This is a genomic window from Psychrobacillus sp. Z16_25, from assembly GCF_056856695.1.
Window position 1 is genome coordinate 106,718 of the sequence record NZ_JBXEOV010000011.1, and the last position, 15,511, is coordinate 122,228.

At 41.8% G+C, this 15,511-nt stretch carries 15 protein-coding genes, 1 rRNA gene and 1 riboswitch; all 16 genes read right to left on the reverse strand.

The features are described from left to right. Positions 1–284 precede the first annotated feature (284 nt). Entirely contained in the window at positions 285–1,538 is a 1,254-nt protein-coding gene (purD, locus tag AC1VU3_RS12565) for a phosphoribosylamine--glycine ligase (protein WP_482983656.1), read from the reverse strand. Between the two features lie 12 nt (positions 1,539–1,550). Then, a complete protein-coding gene (purH, locus tag AC1VU3_RS12570) occupies positions 1,551–3,086 on the reverse strand; it encodes a bifunctional phosphoribosylaminoimidazolecarboxamide formyltransferase/IMP cyclohydrolase (protein ID WP_482983657.1) in 1,536 nt (511 codons plus the stop codon). Between the two features lie 115 nt (positions 3,087–3,201). Continuing rightward, complete coding sequence (gene purN / locus AC1VU3_RS12575; RefSeq protein WP_480388894.1) at positions 3,202–3,774, reverse strand: phosphoribosylglycinamide formyltransferase; 573 nt, start codon at positions 3,772–3,774, stop codon at positions 3,202–3,204. Further along, complete coding sequence (purM, locus tag AC1VU3_RS12580; RefSeq protein ID WP_482983658.1) at positions 3,771–4,829, reverse strand: phosphoribosylformylglycinamidine cyclo-ligase; 1,059 nt, start codon at positions 4,827–4,829, stop codon at positions 3,771–3,773. Before purM ends, purN begins: the two co-directional genes overlap by 4 nt. Positions 4,830–4,840: 11 nt before the next feature. Further along, complete coding sequence (gene purF / locus AC1VU3_RS12585; RefSeq protein WP_482983659.1) at positions 4,841–6,262, reverse strand: amidophosphoribosyltransferase; 1,422 nt, start codon at positions 6,260–6,262, stop codon at positions 4,841–4,843. Then, positions 6,238–8,469, reverse strand: coding sequence for a phosphoribosylformylglycinamidine synthase subunit PurL (gene purL / locus AC1VU3_RS12590; RefSeq protein WP_482983660.1), 2,232 nt, complete (start codon positions 8,467–8,469; stop codon positions 6,238–6,240). The genes purF and purL overlap by 25 nt, the downstream gene beginning before the upstream one ends. Then, positions 8,453–9,136 (reverse strand): phosphoribosylformylglycinamidine synthase subunit PurQ, encoded by a 684-nt coding sequence (purQ, locus tag AC1VU3_RS12595; protein WP_482983661.1) that lies wholly within the window; start codon positions 9,134–9,136, stop codon positions 8,453–8,455. The genes purL and purQ overlap by 17 nt, the downstream gene beginning before the upstream one ends. Further along, positions 9,133–9,387 carry a phosphoribosylformylglycinamidine synthase subunit PurS gene (gene purS, locus AC1VU3_RS12600; protein ID WP_480388889.1) on the reverse strand — a complete coding sequence of 85 codons (255 nt, stop codon included), beginning with the start codon at positions 9,385–9,387 and terminating at the stop codon, positions 9,133–9,135. The genes purQ and purS overlap by 4 nt, the downstream gene beginning before the upstream one ends. Continuing rightward, positions 9,384–10,100, reverse strand: coding sequence for a phosphoribosylaminoimidazolesuccinocarboxamide synthase (purC, locus tag AC1VU3_RS12605; RefSeq protein WP_480388888.1), 717 nt, complete (start codon positions 10,098–10,100; stop codon positions 9,384–9,386). Before purC ends, purS begins: the two co-directional genes overlap by 4 nt. Positions 10,101–10,172: 72 nt before the next feature. After that, positions 10,173–11,468, reverse strand: coding sequence for an adenylosuccinate lyase (gene purB, locus AC1VU3_RS12610; RefSeq protein WP_480388887.1), 1,296 nt, complete (start codon positions 11,466–11,468; stop codon positions 10,173–10,175). 16 nt (positions 11,469–11,484) lie between these two features. After that, complete coding sequence (gene purK / locus AC1VU3_RS12615) at positions 11,485–12,606, reverse strand: 5-(carboxyamino)imidazole ribonucleotide synthase (RefSeq protein ID WP_480388886.1); 1,122 nt, start codon at positions 12,604–12,606, stop codon at positions 11,485–11,487. Then, the gene (gene purE, locus AC1VU3_RS12620; protein WP_480388885.1) at positions 12,603–13,094 is read right to left on the reverse strand and encodes a 5-(carboxyamino)imidazole ribonucleotide mutase; all 492 of its coding nucleotides are present in this window, start codon (positions 13,092–13,094) and stop codon (positions 12,603–12,605) included. Before purE ends, purK begins: the two co-directional genes overlap by 4 nt. 137 nt (positions 13,095–13,231) lie before the next feature. Beyond that, a riboswitch (purine riboswitch) is annotated at positions 13,232–13,332 on the reverse strand. A 94-nt stretch (positions 13,333–13,426) separates the two neighbouring features. Continuing rightward, positions 13,427–13,618, reverse strand: a complete 192-nt coding sequence (locus AC1VU3_RS12625) for an NETI motif-containing protein (RefSeq protein WP_480388884.1) — start codon at positions 13,616–13,618, stop codon at positions 13,427–13,429. After that, on the reverse strand, positions 13,615–14,160 hold the full coding sequence (locus tag AC1VU3_RS12630) for a DUF2179 domain-containing protein (RefSeq protein WP_480388883.1): 546 nt from the start codon (positions 14,158–14,160) through the stop codon (positions 13,615–13,617). Before AC1VU3_RS12630 ends, AC1VU3_RS12625 begins: the two co-directional genes overlap by 4 nt. 443 nt (positions 14,161–14,603) lie before the next feature. Next, on the reverse strand, positions 14,604–15,152 hold the full coding sequence (locus AC1VU3_RS12635) for a histidine phosphatase family protein (protein ID WP_480388882.1): 549 nt from the start codon (positions 15,150–15,152) through the stop codon (positions 14,604–14,606). A 283-nt stretch (positions 15,153–15,435) separates the two neighbouring features. Further along, positions 15,436–15,511 (reverse strand): 5S ribosomal RNA (gene rrf, locus AC1VU3_RS12640); the annotation flags it as partial.

Genomic DNA, 15,511 nt, shown 5'->3' on the forward strand with positions numbered 1-15,511 from the left:
CTCTCGGTTAAATTGGTGAAAGGGCATGGCCTAGGTCCGCTTTGAATCGGTTGTGGAATTACTCTCGGTTGGCTTTCCTTTACTCTCGTTCGACGGGAACTTACTCTCGTTCGGACGGGATTTACTCTCAAATAGCCGGTTTACTCTCGTTCGGCCCATATTTATTCTCGGTTAGCCAGATCTTACTCTCATTCAAATTGGTGGAAGGGCATAGCCTAGGTCCGCTTGAAATAGCTATGTATCCATATAAAAAGGCATCACCGCTGATGCCTTTTTTAAATCTATTATTGAAACGTTCGCCAGCCAATATCTTTACGATAGAAAAGGCCATCCCATTTTAATGTAGCCAAGCCTTTATAAACTTGTTGCTGCGCTTCTAGTAGAGTTTTGCTTTTTACGGCAACTAGAATGACACGCCCCCCTTCGGCAATATATTGCTCACCTTGGAGCTGTGTCCCTGCATGGAAAATGTCTAGCTCGTCTAGCCCGCTTAAATCTGGGAGGGCTGCTCCCTTCTTAAGGTTCAGCGGATAGCCTTCTGCAGCAATTACAACTCCCAGCATTGCTTCCTCTGACCACTCAAGTTGAAAGGGATCACCGTTCATGAGAGCTTTCATAAACTCTCCAAAATCACTTGTCATACGCGGCAATACTACTTGCGTTTCAGGATCCCCAAAGCGAGCATTAAATTCAATAACCTTAGGACCCTCGGAAGTTAGAATCAGCCCTGCGTACAATATTCCGGTGAATGGAATTCCTTCTTCCTCCATAGCTCGGACAGTAGGGACTACAATCGTTTCGTAAGCTTCTTTCACCACTTCATCTGAAATTTGAGGCACTGGGGAGTAAGCTCCCATCCCCCCAGTATTCGGTCCTAAATCCCCGTCGTATGCGCGCTTGTGATCTTGTGCGATAACCATTGGATAAATCTGTCCTTGATGTACAAAAGACATATAAGAGAATTCTTCCCCGTCTAAGAATTCTTCGATTACCACTCGAGAGGAGGATTCTCCAAATAGCTGATTACCAATCATCTCGTCCACCGCATGGAAAGCCTCTTCTTTGGTCGTGGCAACAACTACTCCCTTTCCAGCAGCTAATCCATCTGCCTTGATTACTATTGGTGCTCCCATCTGTTCGATGTATGCTTTGGCTGCTGCCACCTCTGTAAAGGTTTCGTACGAGGCTGTTGGTATACCGTATTTTTTCATTAGTTCCTTCGCAAAGGATTTACTGCCTTCAATTTGTGCTGCAGCCTTTGTTGGGCCAAAGATAGTCAATCCCTGAGATTGAAAATAATCCACAATGCCCTCCGCTAGCGGCTGCTCGGGACCAACAAAGGTTATATCAATTGCATGCTCCTTCACAAAGGCTGCTAGCTCTGTAAAAGCCAATGCATCGATCGGCACAAGATTTGCAACATCCCTCATCCCTATATTTCCTGGGGCAACATAGACATCCGTTACAGAAGGAGCATGTTTAAATTGCCTAGCAATCGCATGCTCACGACCACCACTACCAACTACAAGCACTTTCATACATTTGCCCCCTTAGTGTTTAAAATGACGTACCCCAGTAAATACCATTGCAATTCCATATTCATTTGCTTTGTTGATAGAATCTTGATCCTTCACAGAGCCACCAGTTTGAATAATTGCCGTAATACCTGCCTTTGCAGCTGCTTCTACGGTATCATTCATTGGGAAAAATGCATCTGAAGCTAGTGCCGCTCCCTTTGCTTTCTCTCCAGCTTGCTCCAGTGCAATCTTTGCAGAGCCAACTCGGTTCATCTGACCCGCACCAATGCCAATTGTCATATCCTCTGTCGCTACCACAATGGCATTAGATTTCACGTGTTTTACAACATTCCATCCCAGTGTCATTGCTTTCCACTCTTCCTCTGTCGGTTCACGGTCTGTTACCACTTTAAGCTCAGCTTCCTGCAATCCATAACTATCAGGAGATTGAATAAGCAGGCCACCTTCCACAGAAACAGTATTCCATTTATCCTTTTTGGACTGTTCGTAAGAGATAGTCAATAAACGAATATTTTTCTTTGCAGTAAGCATGGCAATTGCTTCGTCTGAGAAGGAAGGAGCAATAATGATTTCTAAAAAGATGCCAGCTAATTGCTTCGCTGTTGAAGCATCCACCTCTCTATTTAGTGCCACAATGCCTCCGAAAATAGAAGTAGAGTCAGCTTCGTATGCCTTTTGGAAAGCAGCAGAGATGGAATTTCCTGTTCCTACGCCACATGGGTTCATATGCTTCACCGCAACGGCTGCAGGTAACTCAAATTCCTTCACCATTTGAATAGCGGCGTTTGCATCTTGAATATTGTTATAGGAGAGCTCCTTCCCATGCAACTGCTTAGCAGAGGCAATTGAAAAATCAGAGCCAAGTGGCTTTTGGTAGAATGCCGCCTGCTGATGTGGGTTTTCTCCATAGCGTAGTGCTTGCTTGCGTTCATATGTAAGTGTTAAAAGCTCCGGGAAGTCTTCCCCAGTCAAATTGTTCATATAATCTGCTATGAGTGCATCATAAGAGGCTGTATGTCTAAAAACCTTTGCTGCTAGTCTACGTCGAGTTTCAAAGGTTGTTTCCCCTGTTTCCTTTAGTTGAGCAATAACTTCCTCGTAATCCTTACTATCCGTAAGAACTGTCACGTATTGATGATTTTTAGCAGCTGAGCGAAGCATAGAAGGTCCACCAATATCTATATTTTCGATTGCATCCTCTACGGTAACTCCTGGCTTTGAAATAGTTTCACGGAAAGGATATAAATTTACACAAACAAGTTGAATCGGAGTGATGCTATGTTCCGTAAGCTGTTGCTGGTGAGACGGATCACCATGCTTGGCAAGTAAGCCCCCATGAATCATTGGGTGTAATGTTTTTACTCGACCATCCAAAATCTCTGGAAAATTTGTTACCTGGTCAACAGGTGTGATTGCTACTCCATTCTGTTCTAGATAAGAAGCAGTCCCGCCTGTAGATAATATTTCGTAACCAAGCGTCTCCAGCTCTTTTGCAAACTCAAGAATCCCTGATTTATCTGACACACTAACCAATGCACGTTTAGACACCATTGTTTCCTCCTTTAATTTAGAAATACACAAAATACATATACATGGTCAAGAATGAAAAAAGGGAAAAGATAAGACACACTTGTCCTCATAGTCCCTCATGAATGTTCTCTTTCTAACGACCCCACAAATGTTGTAATGTCTTTGCGTACAGTTCATGCTCCACCGCATGAATTCTTTTCTCTGTTGCTTCTTTATTATCCAACACAACCTCAACAGCTTGCTGGGCTAAGATAGGTCCTGTATCCATCCCGCTATCCACTAAATGAACGGTAACCCCAGTGACCTTTACTCCATGCTTCAGCGCTTGGTCAATTGCATCCTTCCCAGGGAAAGCCGGTAGCAAGGATGGATGGATATTGACGATGCGATTTTCATAGGTGGTTAATAAAACCTCCCCTATTAATCGCATGTACCCTGCGAGCACAATCCACTCAATGTCCCTTTCGAGAAGCTGTTCTAAGATACCTTGCTCATATGCTTCCTTGGAAGGAAAGGAGGACGGAGATATCGCTATCGCTTCTACTCCAGTCGTTTTTGCCCGTTCCAGTACATAGGCATCTGGTTTATCAGAAACTACTAGTACTAGCTCCCCACTTAGCTCTCCCTTATTCATGGCCTCTATTATTGCTTGAAAGTTACTGCCACTCCCAGAGGCAAACACCGCAAACCTTGGTCCCTGACTCATTTCACTAAGCTCCCATCATGAGAGCCGTTAAACAATACACCCTTACCAGCTACCACTCGACCGATTTCATAGGCTTTTTCTCCACGAGCTTCTGCTATTGCTAATGCACGTTCTACATCTTTTTCTGGTAAAGCGACTACAAAGCCAATTCCCATATTAAAAACATTATATAAGTCTTTATCCGCCAGCTGTCCCTTATCCTTTAAGAAATGAAAAATCGGCAGTACATCCCATGATCCTAGCTCTATTTCTACCGCTAAGCCGTCCGGCATCATACGAGGTAGGTTTTCATATAATCCTCCGCCGGTGATATGTGCCATCCCATGTATATCTAGCTCCTGGTGCATGGCCATGACAGGCTTTGCATAGATCTTGGTTGGGGTTAATAAAGCTTGACCAATTTCCCCTAATGTTTCATATCCATCCACTATGGAATTTACTTCTAAGCCATTTTCTTCAAATACTATTTTGCGAACCAATGAATAACCGTTGGAGTGAATGCCACTAGAGGCTAGGCCTATCAAGACATCTCCTTTTTGAATACGGTCACCTGTTACGATATTTGATTTTTCACAAGCGCCAACTGCAAAACCAGCTAAATCATACTCATCTTCCTCATAAAGACCTGGCATTTCAGCTGTTTCTCCACCAATCAAAGCAGCACCCGATTGTACACAGCCATCAGCAACTCCTTTGACGATTTGTTCAATACGTGCAGGGACAGCCTTCCCAACTGCCACATAGTCTAAGAAGAATAAAGGCTCTGCTCCTTGGGCAACAATATCGTTCACACACATCGCTACACAATCAATGCCTATCGTATCATGCTTATCCGTCATAAAGGCCAGCTTCAGCTTTGTTCCAACCCCGTCTGTCCCAGAAATCAACACAGGTTCTTTAAAATTCAATGAGGACAAATCAAACATTCCTCCGAAGCCTCCGAAAGCCCCCATGATTCCTTTTCTTGCCGTACGTTCGACATGCACTTTCATTCTTTCTACTGCTTCATAGCCAGCCTCGATGTTAACTCCAGCCTTTTCATATGCCTTTGACACCGTACTTCCTCCTATCGAACAAGCTCTTTTTCATGCGGTAATTTTGTATCTGGAAATATATCTGTCGGATACTCTCCCGTGAAGCATGCCAAGCAATGTCCACAGTTTCGTTCTCCCTGTGGTCTTCCGATTGCCTCCACCATTCCTTCTACAGAAAGAAAGGAAAGAGAGTCTGCTCCTATTAACTCGCACATTTCCTCAATATTATGGTTTGCTGCGATTAACTCAGAGTCTGTACTAATGTCGATACCATAGAAGCAAGGGTTTTTAAGAGGCGATGAGCTTATGACTACATGAACTTCCTTCGCTCCAGCTTCCTTCAGCATGTTCACTATACGTTTGGAAGTAGTACCACGAACAATCGAGTCATCGACCATTACCACTCGCTTCCCTTTTACTACCTGACGAACTGGCGATAGCTTCATTTTTACCCCTCTCTCACGCAAATCCTGAGAAGGCTGTATAAATGTTCTACCAACATAGCGGTTTTTAATTAACCCTAATTCATACGGAATGCCAGTCGCCTCCGAGAAACCAATGGCTGCTGAGATACTGGAATCCGGTACTCCAGTAACGACATCTGCTTCTATGTGGATTTCCTTAGCAAGCTGTTTTCCCAGACGCTTTCTAGCCATATGAATATTGATTCCATCGATATCGGAATCTGGTCGTGAGAAATAGACATATTCCATCGTACAAATTGCACGATCCCTTTTCTCAACATATCGCTCTGAGCGACAACCTTCATCATTGATAATTAGTAGTTCACCAGGTTCAATGGAGCGAATCAGCTCTGCACCAATTAAATCGAAGGCGCTTGTTTCAGAAGCTACTACCCAAGCAGCACCCAGCTTGCCAAGCGACAACGGTCTCATCCCTTGTGGATCCTGTGCAACGAGCATGCCGTCCTCTGTGAGAATCAAGAAAGCAAATGCTCCTTCAATTAATCGAAGTGCCTGCTTCGCACGTTCCTCAAAGGATGGCAGTCTGCTCTTTTTTAATAAATGAGCTAACACCTCTGTATCGGAGGTCGTTTGAAAAATACTGCCCTGTTGCTCTAAGTTTCGCTTTAAGCGTGTAGCATTCACGATATTGCCATTATGAGCAATCGCCAAGCTTCCGGTAGTTGAATTGAATAATAGTGGCTGTACGTTTTCTATACCAGAACCACCTGCTGTTGCATAACGAACATGTGCAATAGCTGCATGGCCGTCCAATAACTCTAGCTTCCCATTAGAAAATACATCATTGACCAGCCCTTCTCCTTTTACTGCACGAAGGTACTTTCCATCTGTCACGACAATACCAGCACCCTCTTGCCCTCTATGCTGTAAAGCGTGTAATGCATAATAGCTCATGGCACCAGGCTGGGGGTGTCCCCAAATACCGAAAACGCCACATTCCTCATTTAAGCCTCTGATTTCAGTAAGCATGGTATTGCTCCCTTCCAAGCAGCATGGAATTCTTCTACAGAACCACGTATCCATTCAGCCCCGTCCGTTGTAGAAATAACAAGCTCGCTCGTATTAGTGACACTTCCAATTTTCACCGCATCCGTCACCATTTCTTCAAATAATATAGCCTCTTCCGGCTTCACCGTTAGTAAGAATCGAGATTGAGATTCACTAAATAAAGCTGTAACTACTGATCCCTCTAGTGTCACTTCTAATCCAAGCCCTTTTGCCCCGAACGTTTTCTCGGCAAGGGCAACAGCAAGTCCACCTTCTGCTACGTCATGAGCAGACTGGACGATTCCTGCTTGAATCGCTTTTAATATAGCTTGTTGACGAGCTGCCTCTACCTCTAAATCGATGGAAGGAGCTTTTCCGTAAATTCTTTTCTCCAGAAGCTTTTGTAGCTCTGAGCCACCAAATTCTGTTTTCGTTTCCCCAACCAAGTAGATAACGTCTCCAGGCTGTTTAACTACTTGAGTCGTAACATGAGCAAGATCCTCCACAAGTCCAACCATCCCTATCGTTGGAGTTGGATACACGGCACTGCCACTTCGCTCATTGTATAAGGAAACATTTCCTCCGATTACTGGTGACTCCAAAGCAAGACAAGCTGCGGAAATTCCTTCTGCAGATTGATCTAACTGCCAAAAGATTTCTGGATTCTCAGGGTTCCCAAAGTTTAAGCAATCGGTTATCGCTAATGGTTTCGCACCAGAGCAGACAACGTTACGAGCTGCCTCAGCAACTGCTATCTTTCCTCCAGTTACTGGGTCTAAATAGATATAACGAGAATTACAGTCTGTTGTCATAGCCAAGCCTTTATTTGTACCTCGTACACGTACTACTGCGGCATCAGAGCCTGGAGTTACTACCGTACTAGTTCTTACTTGATAGTCATATTGATCGTAAACCCATTCCTTTGATGCAATGGTCGGCTGCTGAAGAAGCTGAAGTAATGCTTCTTTATAATTAGAGACCTTAGGCTCTTCATTCTCCATCGCTTGGAATTCTTCAAAGTAAGCTGGTACCTTCGTTGGCTTGTTGTAAACAGGTGCCTCTTCAGCAAGGGCATCAGCTGGTACCTCTGCCACAATATCTCCTTTATGAAGAAGTCGAAGCATTTTATCGTTTGTTACTTTCCCTACTGCAACACAGTCAAGTCCGTACTTTTCAAAGATTTCGACTATTTCAACTTCACGTCCCTTTTTAACGACGATTAGCATACGCTCCTGAGATTCAGAGAGCATCATTTCATATGGCGTCATCCCAGTTTCACGCTGTGGAACCAGATCCAGATTCATCTCTACTCCATAACCAGCCTTTGAGGCCATTTCTGCTGAAGAGGAAGTAAGACCAGCAGCACCCATATCCTGGATACCAATAATAGCATCTGATTTAATTACTTCTAGGCAGGCTTCTAATAAAAGCTTTTCCATAAAAGGGTCTCCAACTTGGACAGCAGGACGCTTTTGCTCGGAGTCTTCATTTAATTCCTCAGAAGCAAATGTTGCTCCATGAATTCCATCACGACCAGTTTTCGCGCCAGCATACATGACGATATTCCCTTCACCGGCTGCTATGCCTCTTTGGATATCCTCATGATTGATCAACCCAACACACATAGCATTGACCAATGGATTGCCTTCATAGCAGTCATCAAACTGAATTTCTCCACCCACCGTAGGAATACCTATACAGTTCCCATAGCCAGCAATTCCCGCGACAACCTCTTCAAACAAATACTTTACTCTAGGAGTTTTCAGCTCTCCAAAACGCAGAGAGTTCAACAATGCAATAGGACGAGCACCCATGGAAAATACATCTCGGATAATTCCTCCTACTCCAGTAGCTGCTCCTTGGTAAGGTTCGATAGCAGAGGGATGGTTATGAGATTCCATTTTAAAAACAACCGCTTGACCATCTCCAATATCAACAATTCCTGCTCCTTCACCAGGACCTTGTAGAACCTGAGGACCCTTTGTTGGAAACTTACGTAAAACAGGCTTTGAATTTTTATAGGAGCAATGCTCGGACCACATCACAGAAAACAATCCTGTTTCCGTGTAATTTGGAAGTCTGCCTAGAATTTTTTCTACCAGTTCAAATTCTTCATCAGACATCCCCATTTGAGCATATAGTTTTTGTTCCTTTATTTGCTCCGGATTCGGTTCAAGCAAGATTGACATGAGATTCCCTCCACTGTTTGACGATTGATTGAAATAACGCTAAGCCATCATTTCCACCCATCAATTCGTTTACCGCTCGCTCCGGGTGAGGCATCATACCAAGGACATTTCCTCTTTCATTCACAATACCTGCGATATTTTCCACACTACCATTCGGGTTATCCGCATAAGTAAATACAATTTGATTGTTTGCCTTCAAAGACGCTAATGTTTCTTCATCACAGTAGTAATTTCCTTCTCCGTGAGCTATTGGAATTTGGATTACTTGCTCCTTTTCATAGCCAGCAGTGAAGATCGTTTCATTGTTTTCTACTTTCAGACTAACTGTACGACACATAAACTTTAGATTCTTGTTTCGCAGCAATGCCCCTGGCAGCAGACCTGCCTCAGTTAAAACCTGAAACCCATTACAAACACCTAGAATCGGAATCCCTGCTTCTGCAGCCTTCACTACCTCCGACATTACATTTGAAAACCTTGAAATAGCCCCACAACGTAAATAATCACCATAAGAGAACCCGCCCGGGAGTAAAATTGCATCATAGTCGCTTAAGTCCTTCTCATCATGCCATACATACTCCACTTCTTCTCCAAGCTCATCCTTGATCGCATGATACATATCTAAATCACAGTTAGAGCCTGGAAAAACGATTACCGCAAACTTCATTGGAAGGTAACCTCCTCCACCTCATAACGGTAGTCTTCAATAACCGTATTGGCTAAAAGCTTTTCACACATTTCTCTTACTACTATATCTAAGTCACGAGATTCTTCCTCTACCTGAAGCTCTAAATATTTTCCGATACGAACATCCTTCACTTCGTTGTAATTCATGGAATGAAGAGCTCCCATCACAGCGGATCCTTGTGGGTCAAGTACACTCTCACGAAGAGTCACATAAACTTTTACTTTTTTCATTGAGTAAGTCCTCCTAGGCGGGCAAGTATGATTTCATAAACTTCTGTCAGGCTACCTAAATTGCGGCGAAATACGTCTTTATCTAGCTTCTTGTTTGTCTCGCTATCCCATAATCGACAAGTATCAGGAGAAATTTCATCTGCAAGAATGATATCTCCCTCTGCCGTTTTTCCAAACTCCAGTTTAAAATCTACTAATGTGACACCAATCTCTTGAAAGATTGGTTGAAGTACTTGATTGATTTCTAGGCCCATTGCTTCTAAGGTCGCTAATTCCTTAGGAGAGGCAATATCTAATAGTGCAAGATGAGCATTTGTCAGCAGTGGATCTCCCAATTTATCATCCTTATAGTAGAATTCCACAATTGGATGCTTTAACGGAGTTCCTTCCTCCAAACCTAATCTCTTTGATAGACTGCCAGCTGCTATATTGCGAACGACAACCTCTAAAGGAATAATGTCCACCTTGCGGACCAGCTGCTCGTTCTCTGATAATTGCTTCACAAAATGAGAGTTGATGCCTTGCTTCTTTAATTGTTCAAAAAGAATCGTAGTAATTTTATTATTTAAAATTCCCTTACCATCTACCTCTTCTTTTTTCTCTCCATTGAACGCTGTTGCGCTATCCTTATAGGAAACAAATAATAGGTTCTCATCCGCTGTTTCGAATAATTGCTTTGCCTTGCCCTCGTATAATAGACGACCTTTTTCCACAATGAATTCCCCCAAATCAGATAGACCTTTGAATAGGGCAGCCAGTTAGACTGCCACAATTCAAAGAAATATTTAGTTCAATCCTAAGCGTTCAAAAATCATGTCCACATGCTGAATGTGATAGTTATAATCAAAGCAATCATCAAGCTCTTCTTTTGTTAATAAAGAAGTAATCTTCTCTTCACTTTCAACAAAGTTACGGAAAGCAGTTTGTGTTTCCCAAGCCTTCATCGCAAGCGGTTGCACTGTATCATACGCTTCTTCACGTGCAAGTCCTTTATCGATTAGAGCCAGCAAGACACGCTGTGAATAAATCAAGCCTAGCGTAGAATCCATGTTGCGTTTCATATTCTCTGGGAACACAGTTAGGTTTTTCACGATGTTCCCGAAACGATTTAACATGTAGTTCAATACAATCGTTGCATCTGGTAAGATTACACGCTCTGCGGATGAATGAGAGATATCTCTTTCATGCCAAAGGGAAACATTTTCATAACTCGTCATCATATATCCACGGATCAAACGAGCAAGACCCGCCATGTTCTCAGATCCAATTGGGTTACGCTTATGAGGCATTGCAGAGGATCCCTTCTGTCCTTTCGCAAAGAACTCCTCGACTTCACGAGTTTCTGATTTTTGAAGTCCACGAATCTCTGTTGCAAATTTCTCGATGGAGGTAGCAATTAAAGCTAATGTGCTCATATATTGCGCATGACGATCACGCTGTAACGTTTGTGTAGAAATTGGTGACGCTGCAAGCCCAAGCTTTTCACATACATATTTCTCTACGAAAGGATCAATGTTTGCATAGGTTCCTACTGCTCCAGACATTTTTCCTGTTTCAATCGTTTTAGCAGCTGCTTCAAAGCGTTCCAGATTACGCTTCATTTCCTCTGTCCAAAGCGCTAGCTTCAAACCAAAGGTGGTAGGCTCTGCATGCACACCATGGGTACGCCCCATCATGACCGTATATTTATGCTCCTTCGCTTTGTTCTCTAGAATTTCGATGAAGTTGTGTAAATCCTTACGAAGAATAACGTTCGCTTGCTTAATTAAATAAGAAAGTGCTGTATCTACTACGTCTGTAGAGGTCAGTCCATAATGTACCCATTTACGCTCTTCTCCTAGTGTTTCGGATACCGCACGAGTAAATGCTACTACATCATGTCTTGTTTCCTGTTCAATTTCTAAAATACGATCAACGGAGAAGGAGGCATTTTTACGAAGTGCCAATACATCTTCCTTCGGTATATCTCCAATTTCTGCCCAAGCCTCACATGCTAGAATCTCTACCTCTAGCCAAGCATTGTATTTGTTTTGTTCTGTCCAAATTGCTCCCATTTCTGGGCGTGTATAGCGTTCAATCATGTTTTATTCCTCCATCTTAAGACCAGATATTTGATCTTTCTATTTCTTCTAAGGTTTTTTCTATCCCTTTGGTTAACATCGTGACATGGCCCATTTTACGGTTTTCCTTGGCCTCTGCTTTTCCATATAGATGCACAGACCAATCTGGATACTTGCTAATAGAATTTATTACGGGTGCTACATGCTGTCCTAGAATATTGACCATCACAGCATTTGACCAAAGCTTTGGCTCTCTTAGGGGCCAACCACAGATTGCTCTTATATGCTGGTGAAATTGAGAAATATTGCAAGCCTCGATAGAATAGTGACCTGAGTTATGAGGCCTAGGAGCCAATTCATTGATTACAATATTCTGGTCATTTAGTACGAACATCTCTACTGCAAGTGTACCAACAAGGTTTAAATGAACCGCAATTTGTTTAGCAGCCTTAACCGCTTTGTTTTCCAAAGACTTGCTTATTCTAGCAGGTACAATCGTTTCATGCAAAATATGATTTACATGTATGTTTTCCCCAATGGGCAAGCAATATGACTGGCCGTCTGCATTTCTTTGCACAATGACCGATATTTCTTTTGTGAAAGGAACAAACGCTTCTATGATACAGGGAGAATGTTTAAATAATGGCTTAGCTAATAGTATCTCTTCCCTTGTACGAATAATTTGTTGTCCCTTACCGTCATAGCCGCCTCTAGTCGTTTTTACTACACATGGATATCCTATCTGCTCCATTTGAAGCTCTAATTCTTCATAGCTTTGTGCTTCAACGAACTTTGCGACCGGTACACCTGCTGCTTGAATCTCCCGCTTTTCTAAGATGCGATCCTGCGTGATTCTCACAAGCTCTGCGCCCTGTGGGACATAGGCAATCTCCGTTAGTCTCTTTAACCCTGCATAATCTATATTTTCAAATTCATATGTAATTACGTCACTAACCTCTGCAAGTTCTTCTAGCGCCGCCTCATCATCATAGGGAGCAACAATTTGAATGTCTGCTACCTGCCCACAAGGTGAAAGCATTGTCGGCTCTAATACAGCTATCTTAAACCCAGCTTCCTTAGCTGCAAGTGCCATCATTCTACCTAGCTGTCCCCCACCAATTATACCGATTGTTTGACCTGGATAAATAACTTTACTCATTGCAATTCACCACTGCTTTCTAATACCTGTTTCTCTATTTCTTTCCTTCTTTTCTCGAGACGATTTGCAATTCCCTCATCTTCAATTGATAATATTTGAGCAGCCAAAAGGCCAGCATTTGTTGCACCTGCTTTTCCTATTGCTACTGTAGCTACTGGTACTCCTCCTGGCATTTGTACAATAGACAAGAGAGAATCTAACCCATTCAATGCCTTTGATTGAACAGGAACCCCGATGACAGGTATAGTTGTTTTCGCTGCAATCATCCCGGGCAAGTGGGCAGCTCCTCCAGCTCCAGCTATAATCACCTGTATACCTCTACTTCTAGCCTGCTCTGCATAAGAGAACATTAAATCTGGTGTACGATGCGCAGATACCACCTGTTTTTCATACGGAATATGTAATTCATCTAATATTTCACAGCTATATTTCATTGTATCCCAGTCACTGGCACTCCCCATAATGACACCAATTTTCTTGTTCTCCATATCTTCCGCTCCTTTAAACAAAAAAATTCCCCGAATAAACTGCTCTCTACGGAAGAAAAGCAATTTACTCAAGGAATAGCTTACTTAATAGGAAGTGCATGTATTACTCATATCAAAACACGTCCTATTAGCATTATCCAAAAGTTGCTTTCCCTCATAGTCCTGTCATTTACGGTGACTTGGTAGAGACGCTAAAGCCCATTCTTTAGCATATATGGGGATATTGTTTAGTACTAGCTTCATTTTAACAAGTTAACTATGTAACGTCAACGCAAAAAAACGAACGATATTTTTTTCGAACAAATAAATTGTTCGTGTTTTAAATGATATTATTACTTATCTACTTCTTTTATTCCTTTTAACAGGATTAATTGTCTAGTTGGTACAGGCTTTCCGTCAATCTCCGTAAATATGGGCTCTTCCTTTCTTCCCATTACCTGATAGCCTAACCCAGCCATTCTTTCCATACAGGTGGCGATACTTTCATCTTCCTGTACTTCAAACCATTTCGTCTCTTTCTTCATGAAAATAATTTACCCTTTCTGACTCGCTTCTCCCAGAATCCACCATGAATTGTCTTAGGCTCGTATGCAATGATAAAAATTCCAGGGTCTAGCTCTTTTAATCGATTATATAGCTTTAGCTCATGCTTCCTTGGTGTCAGAATCTGTAACGCTTGTCGATGTCCTTCTAGTCCATTGGCGGTCCAATCGGTCACACCATAACCTTCATGACGCAATACCTTAGACAGGTTATTTACATCACTTTGCTGGGAGATGGCGTTAACCATAATATACCCAAGGGAAAGCTTCTCTTCAAGCTTGGAACCAACAATAATACCAGTCCCGAATCCAAGTGCATAGGCAATTAGATTTTGAATCGAGCCTAAATTATCTAATACCAGACCAAGCCCAACTATATAAACAGTTGTTTCTATTATACTCATGAATGCCGCAACATATCGATACCCTTTTAAGGTAAGAATCATCCTAGTAGTGGAAAGTGTTACATACACGATGTTAATAGCAAATATAATTGCTACCATGAGAAATGCATTTTCTAGCATAGTACCAGCTCCTTACTTTTAGTTGTATAATCCTGTTGATCATCAATGGATAGGTTATTAAATCGATAGTAAATGTATACCCGATATGAATGGAATCAATCATATCGCTGAAGGGAAAAAGTGTGGTTGTAAGGAAGTGGGATTAGTTGAGGGGATTGAAGTAAGAGTGACGCTGATTATAGCAGTTGAGATTCTAGAGATAGTGTGAGGAGGGATTGTAGTAAAAATGAGCTTGATTGTAGCAAAAATGACCCTGATTGTAGCACTTTTGAATTCTAAAGATTATGCGAAAGCGGTTCCTAATTAAAATCGGGGTACCCTATCCTAAATGAACTTGATACTTGGTGAATTATTTCTGGATTAACCTAATTAGTTTTATAAGCGAATACTAGAGTAATTAAATTTATCTACCAAAAGAAAATAAGGATAAAAAAGAAAGTACTTCATTTGGAAGCCCCTTCTTTAGATGTAAAATGATACGTTTTATAAGATCCAGTTTCGGATGAGAATTTTAAAATGTTTCCGTCAGTAGGTACTCCTTCGAAATATGCCCCAATACACCCGGTTGTACACCTATGTCCAGATATCAGAATATGGACCTCTTGATTTTGAAAATTATTTTCTAATTCCTTCATAAACTCAAAGACTCTTCGAATAAAACTACTTGGCTCTTCAACACCCGCATATATCTCCTTATCTGGAAGGATACCTGACATTTTTATATCGCTTATAAGTACTCGATCAGCTTCGCCTAGATCATATACATCAAGCCTTTCATCAATGTTAGGTTTATCTCCAGATACAATTTCGGCAGTTTGGATAGCTCTCTCTTGAGGAGAAGAAAATATGTAATCAAAGCTTATACCTTCGAGTTCATTTTTTAATGCGAATGCTTGTTTTAATCCATGTTCATTTAAAGGCAAACCCATTCTACCTTGCATTCTTCTCTCTTTATTTAAGTCAGTTTGACCATGCCTAATTACATAAATCATTAGCGAGCCTCCTCTAGATTCCTAAATATGGAATGTATTATGTAATTATAAGACTAAATAGAGGTATACTACAAGTGTTCTAGTTGAACACCTAGTAGTAACAATATTTCGGATAATAAAAAAGAGAACCCTTTATAAAAGAGTTCTCTTTACTGGAAATAGATATTTTATTTAGAATAAATGATTAAGCAAATTTACAGTCTTTAAAGTAATTGCCGAGTCATATAAGTTTTATTTTAGAAAAAAACAAAGCCGCCACCGATTAAATCGGTGACGACTTAGTGCCTAGCGACGTCCTACTCTCACAGGGGGAGACCCCCAACTACCATCGGCGCTGAAGAGCTTAACTTCCGTGTTCG

Excerpts from the sequence above, each read along its gene's own strand:
- purF (WP_482983659.1), bottom strand. The coding sequence starts at position 6,262 with ATGCTTACTGAAATCAGAGGCTTAAATGAGGAATGTGGCGTTTTCGGT.
- purS (WP_480388889.1), bottom strand. The coding sequence starts at position 9,387 with ATGAAAAAAGTAAAAGTTTATGTGACTCTTCGTGAGAGTGTACTTGAC.
- purL (WP_482983660.1), bottom strand. The coding sequence starts at position 8,469 with ATGTCAATCTTGCTTGAACCGAATCCGGAGCAAATAAAGGAACAAAAA.
- purB (WP_480388887.1), bottom strand. The coding sequence starts at position 11,468 with ATGATTGAACGCTATACACGCCCAGAAATGGGAGCAATTTGGACAGAA.
- purK (WP_480388886.1), bottom strand. The coding sequence starts at position 12,606 with ATGAGTAAAGTTATTTATCCAGGTCAAACAATCGGTATAATTGGTGGG.
- purN (WP_480388894.1), bottom strand. The coding sequence starts at position 3,774 with ATGAGTCAGGGACCAAGGTTTGCGGTGTTTGCCTCTGGGAGTGGCAGT.
- AC1VU3_RS12630 (WP_480388883.1), bottom strand. The coding sequence starts at position 14,160 with ATGCTAGAAAATGCATTTCTCATGGTAGCAATTATATTTGCTATTAAC.
- purQ (WP_482983661.1), bottom strand. The coding sequence starts at position 9,136 with ATGAAGTTTGCGGTAATCGTTTTTCCAGGCTCTAACTGTGATTTAGAT.
- purD (WP_482983656.1), bottom strand. The coding sequence starts at position 1,538 with ATGAAAGTGCTTGTAGTTGGTAGTGGTGGTCGTGAGCATGCGATTGCT.
- AC1VU3_RS12635 (WP_480388882.1), bottom strand. The coding sequence starts at position 15,152 with ATGATTTATGTAATTAGGCATGGTCAAACTGACTTAAATAAAGAGAGA.
- purE (WP_480388885.1), bottom strand. The coding sequence starts at position 13,094 with ATGGAGAACAAGAAAATTGGTGTCATTATGGGGAGTGCCAGTGACTGG.
- AC1VU3_RS12625 (WP_480388884.1), bottom strand. The coding sequence starts at position 13,618 with ATGAAGAAAGAGACGAAATGGTTTGAAGTACAGGAAGATGAAAGTATC.